Source organism: Variovorax boronicumulans NBRC 103145 (assembly GCF_001591345.1).
Classification (GTDB): Bacteria; Pseudomonadota; Gammaproteobacteria; order Burkholderiales; family Burkholderiaceae_C; genus Variovorax; species Variovorax boronicumulans.
This window is the reverse complement of sequence record NZ_BCUS01000011.1, coordinates 61,499-85,457: the sequence shown is the minus strand read 5'-3', so window position 1 is coordinate 85,457 and position 23,959 is coordinate 61,499. Positions and strand designations below refer to the sequence as shown.

The 23,959-nt window shown below is 67.1% G+C and carries 22 protein-coding genes, 2 tRNA genes and 1 pseudogene; 20 read left to right on the top strand and 5 right to left on the bottom strand.

Annotated elements, in window-relative coordinates; all coding sequences use genetic code 11:
- Positions 1 to 160, top strand: a pseudogene (rimO, locus tag VBO01S_RS32270) (30S ribosomal protein S12 methylthiotransferase RimO); the annotation flags it as partial.
- Positions 161 to 244: 84 nt separating this feature from the next.
- Here rimO and VBO01S_RS05515 read toward each other — a convergent pair.
- Together VBO01S_RS05515 and VBO01S_RS05510 are read right to left on the bottom strand one after the other, a co-directional pair.
- A tRNA-Leu gene (locus VBO01S_RS05515) sits at positions 245 to 329 on the bottom strand.
- A gap of 271 nt (positions 330 to 600) precedes the next feature.
- Positions 601 to 685, bottom strand: a tRNA-Leu gene (locus VBO01S_RS05510).
- A gap of 81 nt (positions 686 to 766) precedes the next feature.
- On the opposite strand from VBO01S_RS05510, the gene rnr reads away from it, so the two are divergent.
- A complete protein-coding gene (rnr, locus tag VBO01S_RS05505; RefSeq protein WP_062471634.1) occupies positions 767 to 3,037 on the top strand; it encodes a ribonuclease R in 2,271 nt (756 codons plus the stop codon).
- A gap of 67 nt (positions 3,038 to 3,104) precedes the next feature.
- A complete protein-coding gene (locus tag VBO01S_RS05500) occupies positions 3,105 to 3,869 on the top strand; it encodes an SDR family oxidoreductase (RefSeq protein WP_062471631.1) in 765 nt (254 codons plus the stop codon).
- A 9-nt stretch (positions 3,870 to 3,878) separates the two neighbouring features.
- Here VBO01S_RS05500 and VBO01S_RS05495 read toward each other — a convergent pair whose 3' ends face one another.
- Positions 3,879 to 5,342, bottom strand: a complete 1,464-nt coding sequence (locus VBO01S_RS05495; RefSeq protein ID WP_062471628.1) for a bifunctional ADP-dependent NAD(P)H-hydrate dehydratase/NAD(P)H-hydrate epimerase — start codon at positions 5,340 to 5,342, stop codon at positions 3,879 to 3,881.
- 43 nt (positions 5,343 to 5,385) lie between these two features.
- On the opposite strand from VBO01S_RS05495, the gene VBO01S_RS05490 reads away from it, so the two are divergent.
- Positions 5,386 to 5,805 (top strand): hypothetical protein, encoded by a 420-nt coding sequence (locus tag VBO01S_RS05490; protein ID WP_062471625.1) that lies wholly within the window; start codon positions 5,386 to 5,388, stop codon positions 5,803 to 5,805.
- Here VBO01S_RS05490 and VBO01S_RS05485 read toward each other — a convergent pair.
- Positions 5,795 to 7,048 carry a D-amino acid dehydrogenase gene (locus VBO01S_RS05485; RefSeq protein WP_062471622.1) on the bottom strand — a complete coding sequence of 418 codons (1,254 nt, stop codon included), beginning with the start codon at positions 7,046 to 7,048 and terminating at the stop codon, positions 5,795 to 5,797. The two genes, VBO01S_RS05490 and VBO01S_RS05485, sit on opposite strands and share 11 nt — an antisense overlap.
- A gap of 57 nt (positions 7,049 to 7,105) precedes the next feature.
- Entirely contained in the window at positions 7,106 to 8,428 is a 1,323-nt protein-coding gene (locus tag VBO01S_RS05480; protein WP_062471619.1) for an amidase, read from the bottom strand.
- A 205-nt stretch (positions 8,429 to 8,633) separates the two neighbouring features.
- On the opposite strand from VBO01S_RS05480, the gene rpsB reads away from it, so the two are divergent.
- From rpsB to VBO01S_RS05400, 16 genes are all read left to right on the top strand, one after another.
- Positions 8,634 to 9,389: a 30S ribosomal protein S2 gene (gene rpsB, locus VBO01S_RS05475; RefSeq protein WP_062471618.1), complete on the top strand. Its 756-nt coding sequence runs from the start codon at positions 8,634 to 8,636 to the stop codon at positions 9,387 to 9,389.
- A gap of 81 nt (positions 9,390 to 9,470) precedes the next feature.
- A complete protein-coding gene (gene tsf, locus VBO01S_RS05470) occupies positions 9,471 to 10,394 on the top strand; it encodes a translation elongation factor Ts (protein ID WP_062471615.1) in 924 nt (307 codons plus the stop codon).
- Between the two features lie 99 nt (positions 10,395 to 10,493).
- Complete coding sequence (gene pyrH / locus VBO01S_RS05465; RefSeq protein WP_062471612.1) at positions 10,494 to 11,216, top strand: UMP kinase; 723 nt, start codon at positions 10,494 to 10,496, stop codon at positions 11,214 to 11,216.
- Between the two features lie 11 nt (positions 11,217 to 11,227).
- Positions 11,228 to 11,788 (top strand): ribosome recycling factor, encoded by a 561-nt coding sequence (gene frr / locus VBO01S_RS05460; RefSeq protein ID WP_062471609.1) that lies wholly within the window; start codon positions 11,228 to 11,230, stop codon positions 11,786 to 11,788.
- Between the two features lie 8 nt (positions 11,789 to 11,796).
- Positions 11,797 to 12,522 carry a polyprenyl diphosphate synthase gene (gene uppS / locus VBO01S_RS05455; RefSeq protein WP_062471606.1) on the top strand — a complete coding sequence of 242 codons (726 nt, stop codon included), beginning with the start codon at positions 11,797 to 11,799 and terminating at the stop codon, positions 12,520 to 12,522.
- Positions 12,523 to 12,546: 24 nt separating this feature from the next.
- A complete protein-coding gene (locus VBO01S_RS05450; RefSeq protein WP_062471604.1) occupies positions 12,547 to 13,392 on the top strand; it encodes a phosphatidate cytidylyltransferase in 846 nt (281 codons plus the stop codon).
- Positions 13,389 to 14,576 (top strand): 1-deoxy-D-xylulose-5-phosphate reductoisomerase, encoded by a 1,188-nt coding sequence (gene ispC, locus VBO01S_RS05445; RefSeq protein ID WP_062471601.1) that lies wholly within the window; start codon positions 13,389 to 13,391, stop codon positions 14,574 to 14,576. Before VBO01S_RS05450 ends, ispC begins: the two co-directional genes overlap by 4 nt.
- Positions 14,577 to 14,600: 24 nt before the next feature.
- Positions 14,601 to 15,974: an RIP metalloprotease RseP gene (gene rseP, locus VBO01S_RS05440; protein ID WP_062471598.1), complete on the top strand. Its 1,374-nt coding sequence runs from the start codon at positions 14,601 to 14,603 to the stop codon at positions 15,972 to 15,974.
- A 38-nt stretch (positions 15,975 to 16,012) separates the two neighbouring features.
- The gene (bamA, locus tag VBO01S_RS05435; protein ID WP_062471595.1) at positions 16,013 to 18,445 is read left to right on the top strand and encodes an outer membrane protein assembly factor BamA; all 2,433 of its coding nucleotides are present in this window, start codon (positions 16,013 to 16,015) and stop codon (positions 18,443 to 18,445) included.
- Positions 18,446 to 18,991: an OmpH/Skp family outer membrane protein gene (locus VBO01S_RS05430; RefSeq protein WP_062471593.1), complete on the top strand. Its 546-nt coding sequence runs from the start codon at positions 18,446 to 18,448 to the stop codon at positions 18,989 to 18,991.
- Positions 18,992 to 19,005: 14 nt separating this feature from the next.
- On the top strand, positions 19,006 to 19,983 hold the full coding sequence (gene lpxD, locus VBO01S_RS05425) for a UDP-3-O-(3-hydroxymyristoyl)glucosamine N-acyltransferase (RefSeq protein WP_062471590.1): 978 nt from the start codon (positions 19,006 to 19,008) through the stop codon (positions 19,981 to 19,983).
- Positions 19,980 to 20,462 carry a 3-hydroxyacyl-ACP dehydratase FabZ gene (gene fabZ, locus VBO01S_RS05420; RefSeq protein ID WP_255221048.1) on the top strand — a complete coding sequence of 161 codons (483 nt, stop codon included), beginning with the start codon at positions 19,980 to 19,982 and terminating at the stop codon, positions 20,460 to 20,462. The genes lpxD and fabZ overlap by 4 nt, the downstream gene beginning before the upstream one ends.
- 25 nt (positions 20,463 to 20,487) lie before the next feature.
- On the top strand, positions 20,488 to 21,276 hold the full coding sequence (lpxA, locus tag VBO01S_RS05415) for an acyl-ACP--UDP-N-acetylglucosamine O-acyltransferase (RefSeq protein ID WP_062471587.1): 789 nt from the start codon (positions 20,488 to 20,490) through the stop codon (positions 21,274 to 21,276).
- A gap of 10 nt (positions 21,277 to 21,286) precedes the next feature.
- Positions 21,287 to 22,435 carry a lipid-A-disaccharide synthase gene (lpxB, locus tag VBO01S_RS05410; RefSeq protein WP_082817996.1) on the top strand — a complete coding sequence of 383 codons (1,149 nt, stop codon included), beginning with the start codon at positions 21,287 to 21,289 and terminating at the stop codon, positions 22,433 to 22,435.
- Positions 22,407 to 23,138, top strand: coding sequence for a ribonuclease HII (rnhB, locus tag VBO01S_RS05405; RefSeq protein ID WP_062471584.1), 732 nt, complete (start codon positions 22,407 to 22,409; stop codon positions 23,136 to 23,138). Before lpxB ends, rnhB begins: the two co-directional genes overlap by 29 nt.
- Positions 23,139 to 23,145: 7 nt before the next feature.
- Complete coding sequence (locus VBO01S_RS05400; RefSeq protein WP_062471581.1) at positions 23,146 to 23,931, top strand: TrmH family RNA methyltransferase; 786 nt, start codon at positions 23,146 to 23,148, stop codon at positions 23,929 to 23,931.
- Positions 23,932 to 23,959 lie beyond the last annotated feature (28 nt).

Genomic DNA, 23,959 nt, shown 5'->3' with positions numbered 1-23,959 from the left:
GGGCGGGGTGGGGCGCACGTACGCCGATGCACCGGAGATCGACGGCACTGTTCGCCTCCTGCCACCCGAGAAGATCAGCAAGACGATGAAGGTCGGCGAGTTCACGCGTGCACGCATCGTGGGCGCCGAAGGCCACGACCTGATCGCGTTGCCCGTTTGATGCGCCTGATTCAAACGGCCAAGAAAAAAGCCACCGGAGGCCGGTGGCTTTTTATAGAGGACCTGGTAAGGGTCTGTTCAATCTTGGTGCCCAGAAGAGGACTCGAACCTCCACGATGTTACTCGCTAGTACCTGAAACTAGTGCGTCTACCAATTCCGCCATCTGGGCTGATTTTGCTTCTCAGCAAAGACTACGATTATATACACAAATTTGGCGCGCTCTTTTGGGCGTGTCGAAATTTCAGCTTCTGCGCGACATCGCTCGCGCGGCGGGTGTCCTGCCGAAGGCGGGTGGGTGCGATCGTGCGTGCATGGCCGGCGTCGAGGGGTGCGATCTGACGATCGCGTCGCCCGTTTGATGCAGTTTCGAGCGGCCATGAAAAAAGCCACCGGAGACCGGTGGCTTCAATCGAATGACCTGGTAAAGGTCTGTTTAAACTTGGTGCCCAGAAGAGGACTCGAACCTCCACGATGTTACTCGCTAGTACCTGAAACTAGTGCGTCTACCAATTCCGCCATCTGGGCCCACATGACTGCAGAAGCAGCCACGTTTTGAATTTCAGGAAAGAAGGAGATCATATCAAAAATAATGTCACTTCCAGCAGCTTGTTGGATGAAATCGAAGGAACTGTTCAAGGACATCGCGACGGGCACGGCTTCGTGCAACGCGACGACGGCGAGGCAGACATCTACCTGCCGCCGAACGAGATGCGCGCGGTGCTGCACAAGGATCGCGTCAAGGCGCGCATCGTGCGACAGGACCGTCGCGGCCGTCCCGAGGGGCGCGTGGTCGAGATCGTCGAGCGGCCCGAGCAGCCGATCATCGGCCGCCTGTTGCACGAAGGCGGGATCTGGCTCGTTGCACCGGAAGACAAGCGCTACGGCCAGGACGTCCTGATCCCGAAGGGCGCGACCGGTCCCGCCAAGGTCGGCCAGGTGGTGGTCGTCCAGCTCACCGAGCCGCCGGCCTTGTTCGGCCAGCCCGTGGGCCGCGTGAAAGAAGTGCTGGGCGAGATCGACGACCCCGGCATGGAGATCGAAATCGCTGTGCGCAAGTACGGCGTACCGCATGAGTTTTCCGCGGAGTGCCTGGCGCAGGCCAAGGCCCTGCCCGAGAAGGTGCGCCCCGCCGACAAGAAGGGCCGCATCGACCTCACCGACGTGCCGCTCGTCACCATCGACGGTGAAGACGCCCGCGACTTCGACGACGCCGTGTACTGCGAGCCCGCCAAGGTGGGCCGCGGCAAGGGCTGGCGCCTGCTGGTCGCCATCGCCGACGTCAGTGCTTATGTGCAGACCGGCTCGGCCATCGACATCGATGCGTACGACCGCGCCACCAGCGTCTATTTCCCGCGCCGCGTGATCCCGATGCTGCCCGAGAAGCTGTCGAACGGCCTGTGCTCGCTCAACCCCGAGGTCGAGCGCCTGTGCATGGTGTGCGACATGCTGGTTGCCGCCGACGGCGAGATCTACGCCTACCAGTTCTATCCGGCCGTGATGTTCAGCCATGCGCGCTTCACGTACACCGAAGTCGCCGCCATCCTCGGCAACACGCGCGGGCCCGAAGCGGCCAAGCGCAAGGACCGCGTCAAGGACCTGCTGAACCTCGCCGACGTCTACAAGGCTCTGCTCAAGCAGCGCGGCAAGCGCGGCGCGGTCGACTTCGAAACCACCGAGACGCAGATCATCTGCGACGATGCCGGCCGCATCGAGAAGATCGTGCCGCGCACCCGCAACGAGGCGCATCGGTTGATCGAAGAAGCGATGCTCGCCGCCAACGTCTGCAGCGCCGACTTCATCGCCGAAGGCAAGCATCCGGGCCTGTTCCGCGTGCACGAAGGCCCGACGCCCGAGAAGAAGGAAATCCTGCGCGGCTACCTGAAGGCCATGGGTGTCGGCCTGAGCATCACCGACGAGCCGCGTCCCGGCGAGTTCCAGGCGATCGCCGAAGCCACCAAGGAACGCCCCGACGCGCAGCAGATCCACACCATGCTGCTGCGCTCGATGCAGCAGGCGATCTACACGCCGATCAACAGCGGCCACTTCGGCCTGGCCTACGAGGCCTACACGCACTTCACCAGCCCGATTCGTCGCTATCCCGACCTGCTGGTGCACCGTGTGATCAAGGCGATCCTCGGCAAGACGCGCTACCAGTTGCCGATGCTGCCCACGCCCGGCGAGGCGCATGCCAAGCTGGCCAAGCGGCTCGCTTCGCGCGTCAAGGCGCCGACCAACAAGCCGCAGAAGGCGACCGTCGCGCCCAGCAAGGAAGTGCTGGCCTGGGAAGCCGCCGGCCTGCATTGCAGCGCCAACGAGCGCCGCGCCGACGAAGCTAGCCGCGACGTCGAGGCCTGGCTCAAGTGCAAGTACATGCGCGAGCACCTCGGCGAGGAATACGGCGGCGTGGTCACCGCGGCCACCACCTTCGGCATCTTCGTCACGCTCGATGCGATGTACGTCGAGGGCCTGGTCCACATCACCGAGCTCGGCGGCGAGTACTTCAAGTTCGACGAGATGCGCCAGGAACTGCGCGGCGAGCGCACCGGCATCCGCTATGCCATCGGCACGCGGGTGCGGGTGCAGGTGAGCCGCGTCGACCTCGATGGCCGCAAGATCGACTTCCGCCTCGTGCGCGAAGGCGAAGACCTGACCTCGCGCGCCATGAAGGACAAGGGCGGCGCGCCGGTGAAGGCGTCGGCCAAGCGAAGCTCCCGCCACAAGGCGGAGGCCGGTGGCGAGTCGCGTTCGGAGCACGGTGGCGGCGGCGCTGCCGCGGTGCCTGCCGGCCCGCAATCGGCCATGCAGGCCTTCAAGTCGGCGGTGAAGAAAGCCGCCAACAAGATGCAGGGCAAGGGGCGCAAGCCCCGCCGCGGATGAGACGCGCCGTGCACACTACCGGTTTACTTACCGTGTGTATGGATCAGTTGAAAAGGAGACTTGGAGCATGAGCGTGGAAAACAACAAGGGCCGCATCGCGATCGTCACGGGCGCGGGGTCGGGCATCGGCCGCGCGGCCGCGCTGGCCCTGCTGGCGGACGGCTGGAGCGTGGCCCTTGCGGGGCGCCGCCTCGAGCCGCTGGAGCAGGTGGCGGAAGAATCGGGCGCGGGTGCGCGCGCCTTCGCGGTGCCGACCGACGTGGCCAATGCCGACTCGGTGCAGGCGCTGTTCGGCGCCACGGTCGAGCGCTTCGGGCGCGTCGACCTGCTGTTCAACAACGCCGGCGTGGGTAACCCGCCGGGACCGTTCGAGGACTGGACGCCCGAGCAGTGGAAGGGCGTGGTGGACATCAACCTCACCGGCATGTTCTTCTGCATCCAGCAGGCCTTTCGCACGATGAAGGCGCAGACGCCGCGGGGCGGCCGCATCATCAACAACGGGTCGATCTCGGCGACCACGCCGCGGCCGAATTCCGCGGCCTACACCTCGACCAAGCACGCGGTCGAAGGGCTGACCAAGACCGCTTCGCTCGACGGCCGCAAGTACGACATCGCGGTGGGGCAGGTGGACGTGGGCAATGCCATGACCGAGCTGGCCGCGCGCATGGCCACCGGCGTACCGCAGGCCAACGGCGAGCTCGCGATCGAGCCACTGATCGACGTCAAGATCGTCGGCCAGTCGGTGCTCTACATGGCGAACCTGCCGCTGGAAGCCAACGTGCTCTTCCACACCATCATGGCCACGAAGATGCCCTTCGTGGGGCGCGGCTGAGTCCTGCGCTCAGTAGGGCGCGCGGCGGGCCAGCGAGCCCGCCGTGAGCGGGGCTGCATCGGCCGGCCACAGGTCGGCGATGCGGCCGTGCTGCCAGACGGCTTCGCACGCCGCCTCGAACGCGGGGCGGCGCATCACGAGCGCCGCGCCGATCATGCCGGCGAGCACATCGCCGGTGCCTGCGGTGGCGAGGCGGGCATTGCCGGTCGAGTTGATGACCGGCGGCTCGTCGCCCGCATCGGCAATCACTGTTCCGGAACCCTTGAGCACCGTCACGGCGCCGAAGCGCGACGCCAGCGCACGGGCCGCGGCCAGGCGGTTGGCTTGTACGCCACCCGTCGTGTCGCCGAGCAGGCGGGCGGCTTCCAAGGGATGCGGCGTGAGCACCGTGGGTGCGCCGGTCTGGCCTCGCGCGATCAGTTGCGTTTGAAGTGACGGATCGGCGGCGATGGCGTTGAGCGCGTCGGCGTCGAGCACCAGCGTGGCGGCCGTCGACAGCACGCGCGGCAACAGCTCGCGCACGGCATCGCCGCCACCGCAGCCGCACACGACCGTCATGCCCACGAGGTCCAGCGCGTGGGCGTCGCGCAGCATCAGCTCCGGCTGCGAGGTGTCGACCGGCGCTGCGCGGGGATCGAGCAATCCGACGAACACGCGTCCTGCGCCGGCATGGAGCGCAGCCGAGCCGGCCAGCAGCGCGGCACCAGCCATGCCCGAAGCGCCGCCGATCACCGCGACATCGCCGTAGCTGCCCTTGTGCGAGGCGTGGGTGCGCGGCTGGATATCGGGCGCGCCTGCGAGGCGGGCTGTTGGTCGCTCCTGGGCGAACGCGCTGCAACCTAGGTCGTCGAACCACACCGTGCCGGCCGCGTCGCGGCCTTGCGCCGTGAACAGGCCGGGTTTCAGCGTGAGGAAGGTGAGGGTGGTGCGGACCGATGCCGATGCTTGATCTGTGTTGGAGGCCAGCGTGCCGGTGTCGGCATCGAGGCCCGAGGGCACGTCGAGGCTGAGCACCGGTGGTGCGCCCGTGTGCATCCGCGCGAGCCATTCGGCCATTGCGCCCGACGGCGGGCGGGTCGATCCGATGCCGAGCAGCGCATCCATCGCCAGCTCGAAGCTCGATGGCGGCTGCGAAGCGAAGGTGACGCCCGCATCGCGCGCACGCTGCAGCGACGCCTTGGCATCCGCTGGCAGTCGGCCTTCATCGCCCACGAAGGTGACGACCGGAAAGGAGCCGCGATGTCGCAGTTGCGCCGCGGCTTCGAAGCCGTCGCCGCCGTTGTTCCCGGGGCCGCAGGCGATCCAGATCGTTCGCGCGTGCGGTGCGAGCGCCATCGCGAGCCGTGCTGCCGCGAGGCCTGCACGCTGCATCAGCGTGTGAGGGGGCAGGGCGGGGGCGGCCGCCTGCTCGATGCGGCGCGTGGCGGCGATGTCGAACAGGTCGGCGGCGCTGGCGGACGTGATGCGGTGCATCGGGCCATTGTGCCGCCGACGCCGTGCCTCCTATCATCGACCGATGATGCTCAAGACCTTCGGCTGGCTGCTGGTTCTGCTGCTGGCATGCCTTGCCGGCTTCATCGCCACGGCCGCGGCGACGATCGCCGGCGCGGCCTGGGCGATCGGCCTGCTGGTCGTGGTGTGGGGGCTGTTCCTGCTGGCCGAGGTGTTGCGCCGGGTGCCGCTGCGCGACGCCGCCTGGGCCCTGGGCGTGGGCTATGGCATCGGCGTGATCCGGTGGCTCGACGTGCCGGTCGAGGCAGGGTCCGGCACGCAGTGGCTGATGCTGGGCCTGGACCTGCTGGTGCTGGTGTTCTTTGGGCTGATCGCACCAGCGATCCTGGGGTTGATCGCCCAACGCTGGGCGCCCCGGCCCGAACTGCCGGTGGAAAAACCGGCCACCCCTGAGCAACTGCGCCGCTGGGGTCCTAAAGACTGAGCCGCTCGATCCCCAGACCTTCGAGGTCGATGCCGGGATCTTGCCCGCCGATCAGGTCGCCGAGCACGCGTGCGCTGCCGCACGACAGCGCCCAGCCGCTCGATCCGTGGCCCAGGTTGAGCCACACGCCGGGAATGCCGCTGGCGCCCAGCACCGGCGGGCCGTCGGGCAGCATCGGCCGGGCGCCTTTCCATTGCTGGATGCCCGACTGCAACGTGGCAGCGCCCGGAAACCAGTCGTGCAGCACCTTGTAGAGCGTCTGGATCGCGGCCGGGCTCATGGCGTCGGGCGAGCCGCCGATCTCGGCGCTGCCGGCCACGCGCACGCGCTGGCCCAGGCGGGAGATCGCAACCTTGTAGCGCTCGTCCATCACCGCGCTGCGCGGCGCGTTGAGCGGCTCGCGCACCGGGGCGCTGACCGAATGGCCGTAGACCGGCGCCAGCGGAATGCGCAGCCCCAGAGGGCGCAGCAGTGTGGCGGACGACAGCCCGGCGCAGACCACGATGGCGTCGAACTGCAGCGCGTCCGAGCCGCTGGCCAGCGTCAGCGAGGTGGGCGCGGCGCGGCTCAGCGGCGCGATGTCGCAGTTGAAATGGAACTGCGCGCCCAAAGCCTCGGCTTCCCACTTGAGCAGCAGCGCGAACTGGCGGCAGTTCGCGACCTCGTCTTCGGGCAGGTGGATCGCGCCTGCCAGCGGGGTGTCGGGGTTGAGTGCGGGCTCGATCAGGCGGGCTTCGTCGGCGTCGATCTCGCGGAACACGCTGCCGGCCGAACGCAGCACCTCGAGTCCGGGCTGCACCAGTTTTTTCTCGCGCTTGGAGCGCAGCAGCACCAGGTAGCCGTCGCTGCGTTCGTAGCTCAGCTCGCGCGCTTCGGTCACCGCGTGCAGCCGGGTGCGGCTGTAGAAAGCCAGCCGCTGCATGCGGGCGCGGTTGGCCAGGTAGGTTTCGAGCTTGCAGGCCTTCTGCCAGCGCGACATCCAGCTGAGGTCGCGCGAACTCAGCGGCCAGCGCAGCTTGATGGCGCCGTGCGAAGACAGCAGCGAGCGCAGCACCTTGCCGCGCATACCCGGTGCGGCCCACGGCGTGACATAACCCGGCGCGAGCACGCCGGCGTTGGCGAAGCTGGCCTCTTCGGCGGCGGCGCCGCGGCGCTCGAACACGCTCACTTCATGGCCGTCGGAAACCAGTTCCCAGGCGGTGGTGACGCCGACGATGCCGGCGCCCACGATCGCGATTTTCATTGAAATGTTCTAGATAAAAGAAGCGGCTGACGCCCGTGAGGCGGGCGGTGACAGCGGTTATTTCTGTAGCGTGCGTTCGGCCTGGAGGGCCACCGCGAGCACGGCGTCGTCGTGCATCGCGCCATGCCACAGCATCAGGCCGACCGGCAGTTCGCCGTCGGCGTGGCAGGGCAGCGAAAGGGCGCAGCCGTCGAGCATGTTGATGATCGACGGGTTGCGCAGCAGCAGCGCGTTGACGCGGAAGAATTCGTCGTCGCGCTCGGCACCCGGCGCCACGCTGGCGATGGACGGCGCCGCGATCGGCACGGTCGGCGACACCACGGCGTCGAACGGTGTCAGCGCCTTCTCGACGCGGGCGATCCAGTCGCGGCGGGCGCGGACCAGGTCGATGTACTCGTGTGCCTTCATGCCGGCGCCGCGCAGGATGCGCTGCGCCACGCGCGGGTCGTAGCCGGCGCCGCTGCGTTCCAGCAGCAGCCGGTGCCAGGCGTACGACTCGGCCGCCGAGAAGCCGCCGGTGGCATTGATGCTCTGCAGGTCGGCCAGCTCGGGCAGTTCGATTTCCTGGATGCGGGCGCCCGTGGCGCGCAGGGTGGCCAGGGTGCGCTCGAAAGCCGTGGCCACGGCAGGCTCGAGGTCGTCGAGGAAGACGTTCTTCACGACGGCCAGCCGGTAGGCCGACAGCGGCGCCGAGCCGGGCGTCACCTGCCGCGCCGAGAGGATTTCGTGCGCGGTGACGGCGTCGCGCACCGAGCGGGTCATGGCGCAGACGGTGTCGAGCGTGGTCGACAGCGGCAGAGCGCCGTCGGCCGGCGTGAGGCGGGCGGTGTTCTTGAAGCCGACGATACCGTTCAGCGCCGCCGGGATGCGGATCGAGCCGCCGGTGTCGGAGCCCAGTCCGATGAAGGCCGCGCCGCTCGCCACCGAGATCGCCGCGCCGGACGACGAGCCGCCCGGAATGCGTGGCGTGGCGGTGTCGCTCACGTTGGCGGGTGTTCCGTGGTGCGGGTTGACGCCGACGCCGGAAAAGGCGAACTCCGTCATGTTGGTGCGCCCGGTCAGCACGCCGCCCGCGGCGCGCAGCCGTGCCACGGCGAGCGAATCGGCCGGGGCGGCCGGTGCGTGCGAGAGCACGGCCGATCCGGCGGGTGTCGGCTGGCCGGCGATGTCGAACAGATCCTTGCTGGTGAAGGCAAGCCCGGCCAGCCGGCTTTCGGGCACCGATGCGGCGGCGGCCGCGCGGGCCTCGTCGAACATCGTGCGGGTGAAAACGTGGGCGCAGGCCGGGGATTCGGAGAGGGCGATGGCTCGCTCCATTTCGGTGCGCGCATCGGAACCGCCAGCCAGAAGGGTGAGACGGGTGGCGTGAAGGTCGTTCATGGCGTCGAGGGTACCTTGGAACGGCTCGGTTCGAGGGAGGAGGGGGTGGCCGCCGTGCTATACTCTTTGGGTTTCGCTGGTTATGCGACAGTTTTGTCGCCGCCAGTCAAGCACATCCGCAAACCGGCCCAATCAAGGTGTTGCGACCCCGTCGAAGGGGCGCAAAACGGGCTGGATTTTAGACCCAACCTTTGGAGTAAATTCAATGTCGACCACCATGCGCGAAATGCTGGAAGCCGGTGTCCACTTCGGTCACCAAACCCGCTTCTGGAACCCCAAGATGGCTCCGTTCATCTTCGGTCACCGCAACAAGATTCACATCATCAACCTGGAAAAGTCGCTCCCGATGTTCCAGGACGCGATGAAGTACGCCAAGCAACTCACGGCCAACCGCGGCACCATCCTGATGGTCGGCACGAAGCGCCAAGCCCGTGAAATCGTGGCTGCCGAAGCCCGTCGCGCCGGCGTGCCTTTCGTCGACACCCGCTGGCTCGGCGGCATGCTGACCAACTTCAAGACCGTCAAGACCTCGATCAAGCGTCTGAAGGACATGAAGGCCCAGCAAGAAGCCGGCCTCGACAGCCTGAGCAAGAAAGAGCAGCTCACGTTCTCGCGCGAAATCGCGAAGCTCGAGAAGGACATCGGCGGCATCCAGGACATGGCTGCGCTGCCTGACGCCATCTTCGTGATCGACGTGGGCTTCCACAAGATCGCCGTGGCCGAAGCCAAGAAGCTCGGCATCCCGCTGATCGGTGTGGTCGACTCCAACCACTCGCCCGAAGGCATCGACTACGTGATCCCCGGCAACGACGACTCGTCGAAGGCCGTCACGCTGTACGCCCGTGGCATCGCCGACGCGATCATCGAAGGCCGCAACAGCGCCGGCGGTGACGTGGTCAAGGCCGTTGCCGAAGGCAGCGGCGACGAATTCGTCGAAGTCGAAGAAGGCGCTTCGGCCTGATAGGCGCGTTCGCGAGCCTGAAGAAGGGGCTTTGGTGCCCCTTTTTTTTAACCTGATTTTTGGATTTACGGAGATACACAAATGGCTGCAATCACCGCAAGCATGGTCGGCGAACTGCGCGCGAAGACCGATGCGCCCATGATGGAATGCAAGAAGGCCCTGACGGAGGCCGACGGCAACATGGAAAAGGCCGAAGAGCTGCTGCGCATCAAGCTCGGCAACAAGGCTGGCAAGGCATCGGGCCGCATCACCGCTGAAGGCGTGGTCACGGCTTTCGTCGACGGCGCTGCCGGCGGCATGATCGAAATCAACTGCGAAACCGACTTCGTCACCAAGAACGACAGCTTCCTGGCCATGGCCAACGCTGCCGCGATGCTGGTCGCCAAGAACAACCCCGCCGACATCGCCGCACTGGGCGCGCTGGCTTACGAGCAGGACGGCTTCGGCCCCACGCTCGAAGACGTGCGCAAGGGCCTGATCGGCAAGATCGGCGAGAACATGAGCTTCCGCCGCTTCAAGCACTTCACGGGCAATGGCAAGCTGGCGTCGTACCTGCACGGCACGCGCATCGGCGTGATGGTCGAGTTCGAAGGTGACGACACCTCGGCCAAGGACGTCGCGATGCACATCGCCGCCATGAAGCCGGTCGCCATCCAGGCCTCGGACGTGCCCGCCGACCTGATCGAAAAAGAACGCGCCGTGGCCGCCGGCAAGGCGGAAGAAGACCGCAAGGTCGCTGAAGCCGAAGGCAAGAAGCCGCAGCCGGCCGACATCGTTGCCAAGCGCATCGAAGGCGGCGTGCAGAAGTACCTCAAGGAAGTCTCGCTGCACAACCAGCCGTTCGTGAAGAACGACAAGCAGACCGTCGAGCAGATGCTCAAGGCCGCCGACACCACGATCAAGGGCTTCACCCTGTACGTGGTCGGCGAAGGCATCGAGAAGAAGGTCGACGACTTCGCTGCCGAAGTGGCCGCTCAGGTCGCTGCTGCCAAGGCTGCCGCCTGATCCGGCAGGCCTCCAAGCGGCGGTGCGCGACAGCGTGCCGCCGCTTTTTCACCGCCACGTTTTACACTCGCCCCCGCCAACCCTCTAAGGAAAATGCCCATGTCTGATGCCCGCCCAGCCCACAAGCGAATCTTGTTGAAGCTGTCGGGTGAGGCATTGATGGGCGATGACGCCTTCGGCATCAACCGCGCCACCATCGTGCGCATGGTCGAAGAAGTGGCCGAGGTCGTGAACATGGGTGTCCAAGTGGCGGTCGTGATCGGCGGCGGCAACATCTTCCGCGGCGTCGCGGGAGGCTCCGTCGGCATGGACCGTGCCACGGCTGACTACATGGGCATGCTGGCCACCGTCATGAACTCGCTGGCCCTGGCCGACGCGATGAACAAGCAGGGCCTCGTGGCCCGCGTGATGTCCGCCATCGCCATCGAGCAGGTGGTCGAGCCCTATGTGCGCCCCAAGGCCCTGCAGTACCTCGAAGAGGGCAAGGTCGTGGTGTTCGCGGCCGGTACCGGTAACCCCTTCTTCACGACCGACACGGCCGCCGCGCTGCGCGGTGCCGAAATCGGCGCCGAGCTGGTGCTCAAGGCGACCAAGGTGGACGGCGTCTACACCGCCGATCCCAAGACCCACCCCGAAGCCACGCGCTACGCCACGCTCACCTTCGACGAGGCGATTGCGCAGAATCTCGGCATCATGGACGCCACGGCCTTCGCGTTGTGCCGCGACCAGAAGCTGCCGATCAAGGTGTTCTCGATCTTCAAGAACGGCGCCCTCAAGCGCGTCGTGATGGGCGAGGACGAGGGCACGCTGGTGCATGCCTAGGAGTAAATGAGATGACCATTGCAGACATTCGCAGTGCGACCGACGCGAAGATGAACCAGTCGCTCGCCGCCTTCCAGAACAACCTCACCAAGATCCGCACGGGCCGTGCCAACTCGGCGCTGCTCGACTCGATCCACGTCGAGTACTACGGCTCGCAGGTGCCGCTGAGCCAGGTGGCCAACGTGTCGGTGCTCGACTCGCGCACCATCAGTGTCCAGCCCTGGGAAAAGGGCATGGGCGCCAAGATCGAGAAGGCCATCCGCGAAAGCGACCTGGGCCTGAACCCCGCCTCGATGGGCGACCTGATCCGCGTGCCGCTGCCTGCCATGAGTGAAGAGCGCCGCAAGGAAATGACCAAGCTGGTCCGCAACGAAGGCGAGAGCGCCAAGATCGCCACGCGCAACCTGCGCCGCGATGCGAACGAAGCCGTCAAGAAGCTCGTGAAGGACAAGCTGGCCTCGGAAGACGACCAGAAGCGCGCCGAAGGCGACATCCAGAAGGTCACCGACAAGCACATCGCGGAAATCGACCGTCTGGTCGCCGCGAAAGAAGCGGAGATCATGGCCGTTTGAGGCTCCGCATGGCCTCCTCGCCGCAGACGACGCCCCCTCCGCACCACGTTGCCATCGTCATGGATGGCAATGGCCGGTGGGCCACCAAGCGCTTCCTGCCCCGCGTGGCGGGGCACAAGCAGGGCGTGGAGTCGCTGCGGCGCTGCGTCAAGGCCTGCGCCGACCGTGGCGTGGGCGTGCTCACCGTGTTCGCGTTCTCCTCGGAGAACTGGAACCGTCCCCCTGAAGAAGTCTCCGGCCTGATGCAACTGATGGTCGGGGCACTCGCACGCGAAGTGCCGCGCCTCAACGCCGACGGCGTGCGGCTGCATTTCGTGGGTGAACGCGCCGGCCTGTCCGACAAGATGGTGGCCGGCCTGGTGTCGGCCGAGCAGACCACGGCCCACAACACGCGTCTGATTCTCAACATCTGCTTCAATTACGGCGGGCGCTGGGACATCGCCCGCGCCGCGGCCAAGCTCGCCGAGCAGGGCCTGCCCATGACCGAGATGAACCTCGATCGCGCCATGGCGCTGGCCCACGTGCCCGACCCCGACCTGTTCATCCGCACGGGTGGCGAGCAGCGGCTGTCGAATTTCCTGCTTTGGCAGAGTGCCTACGCCGAGCTGTTCTTCAGCGACAAGCTGTGGCCCGAGTTCGATGAAGCCGCACTGGACGAGGCCATCGCCGCATTCCAGGGCCGCGAGCGTCGCTTCGGCCAGACCTCGGCGCAGGTCTCGGCTTCCGCGGCCTGACAACGGCCCGACACCACCTTCCGCATGCTCAAACAACGCATCCTCACGGCGATCGTGCTGCTCGCGATCCTGCTGCCGGCGCTGTTCTATCGAAACCACATTCCCTTCGCCTGCGTGATGCTGGTGCTGATCGGCGCCGCCGCATGGGAGTGGGGACGCTTGAACGGCTACGGGCAGGGCATGTCGCTGTTCCTGGGCGCCGAGATGGTGGCGCTGTGCGGGCTGTCGTGGTGGCTGGGGCTGCTGGAGCAGCGCCTGTTCCTCATGTGGTCCCTGGCCAGTGCAGCCTGGGTGCTCGGCGGCGCGGCGTTGCTGCGCGTCGCGGTGCCCGGCTGGCCGCGCATTCCGCGCGGACTGCGGCTGGTGGGCGGCCTGCTGGCGCTGTGGGTCGCATGGCTTGCGGCAGTGCAGGCACGCATGGTCGGCATCAACTTCCTGCTGTCGATCCTGGTGCTGGTCTGGGTGGCGGACGTGTTCGCCTATTTCGCCGGCCGCGCCTTCGGCCTGAAGTTCACGCGCGCCAAGCTGGCGCCTGCCATCAGTCCCGGCAAGAGCTGGGAAGGTGTCTGGGGCGGCATGGCCGGCGTCATCGTGCTGGCGTTCGCCTGGGTCTGGGCCGACAAGAGCCTGGGCGCCACGGTGCCCAGCCTCTACACCCGCCTGCATGAGCGCGGCTGGTGGCTGCTGTTGATCGGGGCGGTGTTCCTGGCGACGATGAGCGTCGTCGGCGACCTCGTCGAATCGCTGATCAAGCGCAGCGCCGGCGCCAAGGACAGCAGCCGTCTGCTGCCCGGCCACGGCGGCGTGCTCGACCGCGTGGATGCCCTCTTGCCGGCACTTCCCATTGCCATGATGCTGGCTTTCCTGTGAACACTCCCAAACAACGTGTCACGGTGCTCGGCTCGACCGGTTCGGTCGGTGTCAGCACGCTCGACGTCATCGCCCGTCACCCCGAGCGCTTCGAGGTGTTTGCGCTCTCGGCGGCCACCAAGGTCGACGAGCTGCTGGCCCAATGCGCGCGCTTTTCGCCGCGCTTCGCCGTCATGGTGAGTGCGCCGCATGCCGCGCTGCTGGCTGAAAAGCTCAAGCAGAACAATCTGCCGACCCGCGTCCTGATGGGCGACGATGCTCTCGAAAGAATAGCGTCGGACGACGAAGTCGATGCCGTGATGGCCGCCATCGTCGGTGCTGCCGGCCTGGCGCCGTGCTTGGCCGCCGCGCGCGCCGGCAAGCGTCTGCTGCTGGCCAACAAGGAAGCCCTGGTCGTCGGCGGCGAACTGTTCATGCGCACGGTGCAGGAGGGCGGCGCCACGCTGTTGCCCATCGACAGCGAGCATTCGGCCATCTTCCAGTCGCTGCCCGAAGACCCGTCCACCTGGGCGCGGCGCATCGACAAGATCATCCTGACCGCCTCGGGCGGCCCGTTCCGCACCCGGGCACCCGACACGCTGGGCGCTGTGACGCCCGAGCAGGCCTGTGCGCACCCGAACTGGGTCATGGGCCGCAAGATCTCGGTCGACTCGGCCACGATGATGAACAAGGCGCTCGAGGTAATCGAGGCGCGCCACCTGTTCGGCGTGTCGCCGGAGCAGATCGAGGTCGTCATCCACCCGCAGAGCGTGGTCCATTCGATGGTGCAGTTCACCGACGCCTCGGTCATCGCCCAGCTCGGCACGCCCGACATGCGCGTGCCGATCGCGGTCGGGCTGGCCTGGCCGGAGCGCATCGAAAGCGGGGCGGCACGGCTCGATTTCCGCCAGATGGGCTCGCTGACCTTTGACGCGCCCGATCCTGCGCTGTTCCCCGGCCTGGGCCTGGCGTGGCAGGCCTTGCGCGCCGCGTCGGGCACCACTGCGGTGCTGAACGCGGCCAATGAGGTGGCGGTGGCCGCCTTTCTCGACCGGCGCCTGCGTTTCGATCGCATTCATGCGGTCAACCTGGAAACTTTGGAGGCGGTCATGCCCTCCAAGCCGGCATCGCTGGCCGACCTGCTGGCGCTCGACGCCAGCGCCCGCGAAGCGGCCAATGCCGCCGCGGCACGTTTCGCGGCCTGATTCCCTACTGCGCAGAGGACCCCGATGCTCACCGTCATAGCTTTTGTGGTCGCTCTCGGCATCCTCATCGCGGTCCACGAATACGGCCACTACCGCGTGGCCGTGGCCTGCGGCGTCAAGGTGGAGCGCTTCTCGGTCGGCTTCGGCAAGGCCCTCCTGCGCTGGCAGCCCAAGCACCAGCATCCGGGGCAGCAGACCGAGTTCGTGATCGGCGCCTTTCCCTTTGGCGGCTACGTCAAGATGCTCGATGAGCGCGAAGGCCCCGTGGCGCCCGAGGAGCGGCACCGCGCCTTCAACACCCAGCCGCTGCGCTCGCGTGCGGCCATCGTGGCCGCCGGCCCGATCGCCAACCTGCTGCTGGCGGTCGTTCTGTACACGGCCGTCAACTGGATCGGCGTCGACGAGCCTGTGGCCAAGCTGGCCCGGCCGGTGGCGGCGTCGCTGGCCGAGGCGGCCGGCCTGCGTGGCGGCGAACACATCACCCAGGCCGGGTTTGACGGCGACCTGTCGCCGGTCCAGTCTTTCGAAGACCTGCGCTGGCGCATGACGCGCGGCGCGCTCGACGGCCGCGACCTCACGCTCGAAGTGGCGGGTGAGGGCGGTCGCCCCGGCCGTCAACTGGTCCTGCCGCTGAGCCGCGTGGAGGCCAAGGACGCCGATCCGCAGATGTTCCGCAAGATCGGCGTGGTCGCACCGCTGACCCGCCCCGAGATCGGCGAGGTCATGGCGGGCAGCGCGGCGGAGCGTTCGGGCCTGCGCAATGGCGACCTGGTTCTTACCATCGGCGACACCCCCATCCTCGACGGGCAGCAGCTGCGCGAAGTCATCCGGGCCTCGGTCGATGCCGCCGGGCAGGCGCGCACGCAGACCTGGCAGCTCCAGCGCGGCGGCCAGCCGCTCTCGCTCGAGGTCAAGCCGGAAGTGCGCGAAGAGGGCGCCACCAAGGTGGCTCGCATCGGCGCCTACGTCGGCGCGCCGCCCGAGATGGTCACGGTGCGCCAGGGCGTCATCGACGGCGTCTGGCGTGGCGTGGTGCGCACCTGGGAGGTGTCCGCGCTCACGGTTCGCATGATGGGCAAGATGCTGATCGGCGAGGCCTCGATCAAGAACCTGAGCGGTCCCTTAACAATTGCTGATTACGCCGGCAAGTCCGCCAGCCTCGGTCTGACGCAGTACCTGGTCTTTCTCGCGCTCATCAGCGTGAGCCTCGGGGTGCTCAACCTGATGCCGCTGCCGGTCCTCGATGGGGGGCACCTGATGTATTATCTTTGGGAGGGCCTGACCGGGAAAAGCGTCTCCGACGCCTGGATGGAACGGCTGCAGCGTGGCGGTGTCGCCTTGCTGCTGGTGATGATGTCGGTCGCACTCTTCAACGACGTCACGCGGCTCTTTGGTTAACTTTCTGCCGGCCCTTTCCGTGCCGGCCCAATTCACAGATGAACACAAACTTCAGTCGCTTTCGCCTGCGTAGCGTTGCCGCGGTGGTGGCCAGCACGCTGGCGGCCACGGCCGCTTGGGCCGTCGAGCCTTTCACGGTGCGCGATATTCGCGTCGAAGGCTTGCAACGCGTCGAGGCCGGCACGATCTTCGGGTCGCTGCCCCTGCGTGTGGGCGACACCTACAGCGATGAACGCGGCTCGGCCGCGATCCGCGCGCTGTTCGACCTGGGGTTGTTCAAGGACGTGCGCATCGACGTCAACGGCAACGTGCTGGTGGTGATCGTCGAAGAGCGGCCCACCATCGCCGACGTCGACTTCGTCGGCGCCAAGGAATTCGACAAGGCGGCGCTGCAGAAGGCGCTGCGTGAAATCGGCCTGGCCGACGGTCGCCCGTACGACAAGGCCCTGGCCGACCGCGCGGAGCAGGAGCTCAAGCGCCAGTACGTGAGCCGCAGCCTGTACAACGCGAACGTCGTGACCACCGTCACGCCCATCGAGCGCAACCGCGTGAACCTGACGTTCACCGTGACCGAAGGCGAGTCCGCCCGCATCCGCGAAGTGCACGTGGTCGGCAACAAGGCCTTCAGCGAATCGACGCTGCTGAGCCTGTTCGACCAGGACAGCGGCGGCTTCATGAGCTGGTACACCAAGTCGAACCAGTACTCGCGCGCCAAGCTCAACGCCGACCTCGAGACGCTGAAGAGCTATTACATCACGCGCGGCTACCTCGAGTTCCGCATCGATTCGACCCAGGTCGCCATTTCGCCGGACCGCAAGGACCTGAGCGTCACGGTGAACATCACCGAAGGCGAGAAGTTCGTGGTGGCGGGCATCAAGCTCGACGGCAACTACCTGGGCCGCGACGACGAGTTCAAGTCGCTCATCACGATCAAGCCCGGCGAGCCCTACAACGGCGAGCAGGTCACCGAGACCACCAAGGCCTTCAGCGACTACTTCGGCACCTTCGGCTACGCCTTCGCCCGCGTGCAGGCGCGTCCGGACATCGACCGCGTGAACAACCGCGTCACGCTCACGCTGCAGGCCGAGCCTTCGCGCCGCGTGTACGTGCGCCGCGTGTCGGTCGGCGGCAACAACAAGACGCGCGACGAAGTGATCCGCCGCGAGTTCCGCCAGTTCGAAGCCTCGTGGTACGACGGCGACAAGATCAAGGTCTCGCGCGACCGCGTGGACCGCCTGGGCTTCTTCACCGAAGTGAACGTCGAGACCCAGGAAGTGCCGGGCTCGCCCGACCAGGTCGACCTGACCGTCAACGTGGCCGAAAAGCCCACCGGCACGCTGCAGCTGGGCGCCGGCTACTCGAGCGCGGAAAAGGTCGCGCTGACCTTCGGCATCTCGCAGGAAAACGTGTTCGGCTCGGGCAACTTCCTGGGCGTGCAGGTCAACACCAGCAAGTACAACCGCACGCTGTCGCTGACCACCACCGACCCGTACTTCACGAAGGACGGCATCTCGCGCACGATCAGCGTGTACCACACGACGACGCGCCCGTACTCCACGAACGAAGACGGCGACTACAAGCTGGTGAACCAGGGCGCCTCGATCCGTTTCGGCGTGCCGTTCAGCGAACTCGACACCGTCTTCTTCGGCGTCGGTCTGGAGCGCTACGCGTTCGACCCGAACCGCTCGGCGCTCGCCGGCCTCACCACGCCGCAGTCGTACCTGAACTACTTCCACTGCGGCAAGGACGCGACCGGCTGGTTCGTCACCAGCTGCGACCAGAAGAGTGTCTGGGGCATCCCGCTGACCGTGGGCTGGGGCCGCGACAGCCGCGACAGCGCGCTGGTCCCGACCACCGGCCGTCTGCAGCGCGCCAACCTCGAGCTGGGCGTGGGCGGGGACATGAAGTACCTGAAGACCAGCTACCAGTACCAGCAGTTCTTCGCGATCAACAAGCAGTACACCTTCGCCATCAACGGCGAAGTAGGCTATGCCAAGGCCTTCGGTGGCAAGGTCTACCCGATCTTCAAGAACTTCTACGCCGGTGGCCTGGGTTCGATCCGCGGTTTCGAGCAGAATTCGCTGGGCCCGCGCGACCAGCCGCTGCTCGGCCAGACCGAAGGCGCGGCACTGGGCGGTACCAAGAAGGCCATCTTCAACGCCGAGCTGAGCACGCCGTTCCCCGGCGCCGGCAACGACCGCACGCTGCGCCTGTACGGCTTCTTCGACGTCGGCAACGTGTTCGGCTCCCGTGCACCCAACGTGACGGACGAGCAATGGAAGGCCCAGAAGAAGCTGCGCGCCTCGGTCGGCCTGGGCATCAGCTGGATCTCGCCGCTGGGCCCGCTGCGCCTGGCCTACGCCTTCCCCGTCAAGTCCCAGAAGGAAGTGACGGATCCGAGCACCGGGTTCGTCGTGATCCCGAAGGATAGAATTCAGCGCCTCCAATTCCAGATCGGAACGTCTTTCTAAATGAAGCATTTGATTCGCGCCGCCGCCGGCGCGTTCCTGATTCCCGCTTTTGCCCTCGTGGCTGCGCCCGCGCAGGCCCAGGAAAGCTTTCGCATCGGTTTCGTGAACCCCGACCGTGTGCTGCGCGAAGCGCAGCCGGCCAAGACCGCGCAAGCCAAGCTCGAGGCTGAATTCCTCAAGCGCGAAAAGGACCTGACCGTGCAGGGCGATGCGCTGAAGACGGCCTCGGAGAAGTTCGAGCGCGAGGCGCCGACCCTGTCGGAAAGCCAGCGCGTCTCGCGCCAGCGTTCGCTGGTCGACCAGGACCGCGACTTCCAGCGCAAGCGCCGCGAGTTCCAGGAAGACCTGAACGCGCGCAAGAACGAAGAGCTCCAGCAGGTCTACGAGCGCGCCAACCGCGTGGTCAAGCAGGTCGCCGAAGCTGAAAAGTACGACGCCATCCTCCAGGAAGCGATCTACATCAACCCGAAGCACGACATCACCGACAAGGTGATCAAGGCGCTCAACGCGTCGGTCGGCTCCTCTGCGCCTGCGGCCGGCAAGTAACGCCGCGAACCGGCGTGTCGCTGCAGCTCGGAGCCATCGTTGACGCCCTCGGGGGCGAGCTTCATGGAGATGCCACGCTGTCCATCGAGCGGCTCGCGCCGCTGCAGAATGCGCAGCCCGATGCGCTCAGCTTCCTGAGCCATCCCAAATACCAGCAGGAACTGGCCGCCTCCAAGGCGGCCTGTGTCATCGTGTCGCCCGCCATGCGCGAGGCTGCCGCGGCGCGTGGCGCCTACATCGTCACGCCCGACCCGTACTACTACTTTGCACGCCTGACGCAGCTGTGGAAAGCACACCATGCGCGCCCGGAAGCCGATCGCATCCATCCCTCCGCCGTGATCCATCCCGAAGCCCATGTCGACGCCGCTGCGCGCATCGGTGCGCTGTGCGTGGTGGAGCGGGGCGCGCGCATCGGCGCGGGCACCGTGCTGAAGTCGCGCGTCACGGTCAGCGAAGACTGCACCATCGGCGAGCGCTGCCTGCTGCACCCCGGCGTGGTGATCGGAGCCGACGGCTTCGGCCTCGCGCCGCACCAGGGTGCCTGGGTCAAGATCGAGCAGCTGGGCGCGGTGCGCATCGGCAACGACGTCGAGATCGGCGCCAACACCTGCATCGACCGCGGCGCGCTGGACGACACCGTGATCGAAGACGGCGTGAAGCTCGACAACCTGATCCAGATCGGCCACAACGTGCGCGTCGGCAAGCACACCGCCATGGCGGGCTGCGTCGGCGTGGCCGGCAGCGCCACCATCGGCGCCCACTGCACCTTCGGCGGCGGCGCCATCGTGCTGGGCCACCTCACGGTGGCCGACGGCGTGCACGTGTCGGCGGCCACAGTGGTGACGCGTTCCATCCGCAAGCCGGGCCAGTACACCGGCATGTTTCCGATCGATGACAATGCGAACTGGGAAAAGAATGCGGCAACACTCAAGCAGTTGCACAGCCTGCGCGAACGACTGAAGGCGCTGGAAAAAGCCCCCTCGAAACAATGACGACGATGCAGGAACAGAACACCATGACGGACACGACGCTCGATATCCACCAAATTCTCAAGTTGCTGCCGCATCGCTACCCGTTTCTTCTGGTGGACCGGGTGTTGAGCATGGAAAAGGGCAAGCGCATCACGGCGCTCAAGAACGTGACGATGAACGAGCCCTTCTTCAACGGCCACTTCCCGCACCGTCCGGTGATGCCGGGCGTGCTGATGCTCGAAGCCATGGCGCAGGCTGCGGCGCTGCTGTCGTTCCGTTCGCTGGACATCGTGCCCGACGACAACACCGTCTACTACTTTGCGGCCATCGACGGCGCGCGCTTCAAGCGCCCCGTGGAGCCGGGCGACCAGCTCACGCTGGAAGTCGAGATCGAGCGCATGAAGGCCGGCATCTCGAAGTTCAAGGGCCGTGCGCTCGTGGGCAGCGAACTGGCGTGCGAAGCCTCGCTGATGTGCGCCATGCGACAGATCAACAGCTGATCCGGCTCATCGTCTCTTGCAAGGCATGACCCAGGTTCATTCGACCGCGATCGTCGACCCGAAGGCCCAGCTCGACGCCTCGGTGTCGGTCGGCCCCTACACCGTGATCGGCCCGCACGTGCGGATCGGCGCGGGCACCACCATCGGCGCGCATTGCGTGATCGAAGGGCGCACGACCATCGGGTGCGACAACAGGATCTTCCAGTTCTCGTCGCTCGGTGCGATCCCGCAAGACAAGAAGTACGCGGGCGAGCCTACCGAGCTGACCATCGGCGACCGCAACGTGATCCGCGAGTTCTGCACCTTCAACCTCGGCGTGCCCGGGGCAGGGGGCATCACGCGCGTCGGCAACGACAACTGGATCATGGCGTACACGCACATCGCGCACGACTGCCGGGTCGACAACCACACGACGCTGTCCAACAACACGACGCTGGCCGGCCATGTGCACCTGGCCGACTGGGTCACGATCGGCGGCCTGACCGGCATCCATCAGTTCGTCTCGGTGGGCGCGCACGCCATGGTCGGCTTCGCGAGTGCGATCTCGCAGGACGTGCCGCCGTTCATGCTGGTCGACGGCAATCCGCTGGCGGTTCGCGGCTTCAACATCGTGGGCCTGCGCCGGCGCGATTTCTCGGCGCAGCGGCTCGCGGCGGTCAAGCAGATGCACCGCCTGCTGTACCGCCAGGGCAAGACGCTCGAAGAGGCGCGCGCCGCCATCGCCGAACTCGCAGCGGAAATGCCCGAGGCCGCCGGCGATGTCGCGCTGATGGAGGCCTTCCTCGCTCATTCAACGCGCGGCATCGCGCGCTGACATGGGCGCGATGAGCACGAACGAACAGCGCCGCTTCGCGCTGGTCGCGGGCGAAGCGTCCGGCGACCTGCTCGCGGGCTTGCTGCTCGACGGCCTCGAGGCCCGCTGGCCGGCCTTGCAGACCGTCGGCATCGGCGGCCCGCGCATGCTGGCCCATGGCTTCCAGAGCTGGTGGCCGCAGGAAAAGCTGGCCGTACGCGGCTACATCGAGGTGCTTCGGCACTACGCGGAGATCGCCGGCATTCGCCGCCAGCTCAAGGCCCGGCTGCTGCGCGAGCGCCCCGAGCTGTTCATCGGTGTCGATGCGCCCGATTTCAATCTCGACCTCGAAGCCGGCCTGCGCAGCGAGGGCATCAAGACCGTTCACTTCGTCTGCCCCTCGATCTGGGCCTGGCGTGCCAACCGCATCGACAAGATCCGCGCCGCCGCCGACCACGTGCTGTGCATCTTCCCGTTCGAGCCCGAACTGCTCGAAAAGCAGGGCGTGGCCGCGAGCTATGTGGGCCATCCGATTGCCAACGTGATCCCGATGACGCCCGACCGCGCCGCCGCCCGCGCCGCACTCGGGCTGGACCCCGAGGCGCAGGTCGTTGCGCTGCTGCCCGGCAGCCGGCGTTCGGAAATACGCTACTTGGCGGCCCGCTTCTTCGCGGCCGCGGCGCTGATGCAGAAGGCGAAGCCGAAGCTGCAGTTCATCGCGCCGATCCTGCCGGGGTTGCGCGCCGAGGTCGAAAGCCTGCTGCAGGCCGCCGGCATGGCAGGGCGGGTGAAGCTGCTCGACGGCCAGTCCCATGCCGCGCTCGCCGCCTGCGACGTCACGCTGATCGCCAGCGGCACGGCCACGCTCGAGGCGGCGCTGTTCAAGCGCCCGATGGTCATCGCCTACAACATGAACGGGCTCTCGTGGCGCCTCATGCAGCGCAAGCAGCTGCAGCCCTGGGTCGGGCTGCCGAACATCCTGTGCCGCGAGTTCGTGGTGCCCGAATTGCTGCAGGAAGCCGCCTCGCCCGAGGCGCTGGCACAGGCCACGCTCGAATGGCTCGACGCGCCCGCGAAGACGCAGGCGCTGCAACAAAGATTTTCAGCGCTGCATGTGCAATTGCAGCGCGACACGCCCACACTGTGCGCCGATGCGATCCAGAAAGTTCTTGAAGGCTGAGCAGGCCCCGCTGGTGTGGGACGCGCCCGGCCTGATGGCGGGCGTCGACGAGGCAGGGCGCGGACCGCTGGCCGGCCCCGTGGTGGCCGCGGCTGTGATCCTCGACGACCTGCGCCCGATCCGCGGCCTGGCCGACTCCAAGACGCTCACGGCCCTGCAGCGCGAACGCCTGCACGACCAGATCCTGGCCAAGGCGCTGTGCTGCTCGATCGCCCAGGCCTCGGTCGAGGAGATCGACAGCCTCAACATTCTGCAGGCCACCATGCTCGCGATGCGTCGCGCGGTCGAAGGCCTGCGGCTCAAGCCGGTCAAGGTGCTGGTGGACGGCAACCGGCTGCCCCGGCTCGACGTGCTGGCCGAGGCCATCGTCAAGGGCGACGCGCGGGTCAAGGCGATCTCGGCCGCGTCCATCCTGGCCAAGGTGCACCGCGACCGGCTCTGCACGCAACTGCACGACGAATTTCCACACTACGGCTTCGCCGGCCACAAGGGCTACGGCACGCGCGAGCACCTCGAGGCGCTCCAGCGCCATGGGGCCTGCGTGCATCACCGCCGCTCGTTCAGCCCGGTGGCGGCGGCGCTGGCGCGCACGGCCGCCGCAACTTCAGGCGTCAACGTCATGGCCGGCGAGGTTTCGGTCGCCCACGTGATCGGCGCCGCCGAAAACCACAGCGCACGCCTCGATCCGCGCGCTGCCCCCTGAGCCTGCCATGACCACCGACACCGGCCCGAGCCACATCAGCTCGCGCGACAACCCCTTGCTCAAGGATTTGCGCAAGCTCGCGCAAGACCCGGGTGCCTATCGCAAGCTCGGCCGGCTCTGGCTTGAGGGCGATCACCTGTGCCGTGCGGCGCTGGCCCGCGGCGTCCGGCCGGCGGTGGCGGTGTTTTCGGAAGCGTTCTGGCCCTCGGCGCCCGCCGAATGGGTACAGAGTGCTATCAAAACGGTAGTGGTCGCCGACGACCTGCTGCGCGCAGTGAGTGGCCTGGAGTCGCCCGCGCCAATGGGCTTCGTGCTCGACCTGCCACCGCGGCCCGAAATCCTGCCCGACGCGCCGAGCGTGGTGCTCGACCGCCTGCAGGACGCCGGCAATGCCGGCTCCATCCTGCGCAGCGCGGCGGCTTTCGGCTTCACCCAGGTGATCGCGCTCAAGGGCACGGCCGCGCTGTGGGCGCCGAAGGTGCTGCGCGCCGGCATGGGGGCCCACTTCGGCCTGCGGCTGGTCGAAGGCGTGGACATCGACGCGCTCGACGCGCTGCGGGTGCCCTTGGTGGCCACCAGCTCGCACCGGGGCGAATGGCTGCACAAGGCCGATCTGCCGCACCCCTGCGCCTGGCTGATGGGCCACGAGGGGCAGGGCGTTTCGGCCGCGCTGGAAGCCCGGGCCGCCCACCACATCCGCATTGCGCAACCGGGCGGCGAGGAGTCGCTCAACGTGGCGGCGGCGGCCGCCATCTGCCTGCACGCAAGCGGAGCAGCCCTGCAGGCCAAATAACACACCCAGTCCGGGCTACAATCGGGGG

Bases quoted from the DNA above. Each gene is read 5' to 3' on its own strand.
- VBO01S_RS05490 (WP_062471625.1), top strand. From the start codon at position 5,386: ATGATGCTCAAGACCTTCGGCTGGCTGCTGGTTCTGCTGCTGGCATGC.
- VBO01S_RS05495 (WP_062471628.1), bottom strand. From the start codon at position 5,342: ATGCACCGCATCACGTCCGCCAGCGCCGCCGACCTGTTCGACATCGCC.
- rseP (WP_062471598.1), top strand. From the start codon at position 14,601: ATGCTCACCGTCATAGCTTTTGTGGTCGCTCTCGGCATCCTCATCGCG.
- frr (WP_062471609.1), top strand. From the start codon at position 11,228: ATGACCATTGCAGACATTCGCAGTGCGACCGACGCGAAGATGAACCAG.
- uppS (WP_062471606.1), top strand. From the start codon at position 11,797: ATGGCCTCCTCGCCGCAGACGACGCCCCCTCCGCACCACGTTGCCATC.
- VBO01S_RS05500 (WP_062471631.1), top strand. From the start codon at position 3,105: ATGAGCGTGGAAAACAACAAGGGCCGCATCGCGATCGTCACGGGCGCG.
- pyrH (WP_062471612.1), top strand. From the start codon at position 10,494: ATGTCTGATGCCCGCCCAGCCCACAAGCGAATCTTGTTGAAGCTGTCG.
- lpxA (WP_062471587.1), top strand. From the start codon at position 20,488: ATGACCCAGGTTCATTCGACCGCGATCGTCGACCCGAAGGCCCAGCTC.
- VBO01S_RS05485 (WP_062471622.1), bottom strand. From the start codon at position 7,048: ATGAAAATCGCGATCGTGGGCGCCGGCATCGTCGGCGTCACCACCGCC.
- VBO01S_RS05480 (WP_062471619.1), bottom strand. From the start codon at position 8,428: ATGAACGACCTTCACGCCACCCGTCTCACCCTTCTGGCTGGCGGTTCC.
- rpsB (WP_062471618.1), top strand. From the start codon at position 8,634: ATGTCGACCACCATGCGCGAAATGCTGGAAGCCGGTGTCCACTTCGGT.
- tsf (WP_062471615.1), top strand. From the start codon at position 9,471: ATGGCTGCAATCACCGCAAGCATGGTCGGCGAACTGCGCGCGAAGACC.
- VBO01S_RS05430 (WP_062471593.1), top strand. From the start codon at position 18,446: ATGAAGCATTTGATTCGCGCCGCCGCCGGCGCGTTCCTGATTCCCGCT.
- lpxB (WP_082817996.1), top strand. From the start codon at position 21,287: ATGAGCACGAACGAACAGCGCCGCTTCGCGCTGGTCGCGGGCGAAGCG.
- rnhB (WP_062471584.1), top strand. From the start codon at position 22,407: ATGCGATCCAGAAAGTTCTTGAAGGCTGAGCAGGCCCCGCTGGTGTGG.
- fabZ (WP_255221048.1), top strand. From the start codon at position 19,980: ATGACGACGATGCAGGAACAGAACACCATGACGGACACGACGCTCGAT.
- VBO01S_RS05450 (WP_062471604.1), top strand. From the start codon at position 12,547: ATGCTCAAACAACGCATCCTCACGGCGATCGTGCTGCTCGCGATCCTG.
- bamA (WP_062471595.1), top strand. From the start codon at position 16,013: ATGAACACAAACTTCAGTCGCTTTCGCCTGCGTAGCGTTGCCGCGGTG.
- VBO01S_RS05400 (WP_062471581.1), top strand. From the start codon at position 23,146: ATGACCACCGACACCGGCCCGAGCCACATCAGCTCGCGCGACAACCCC.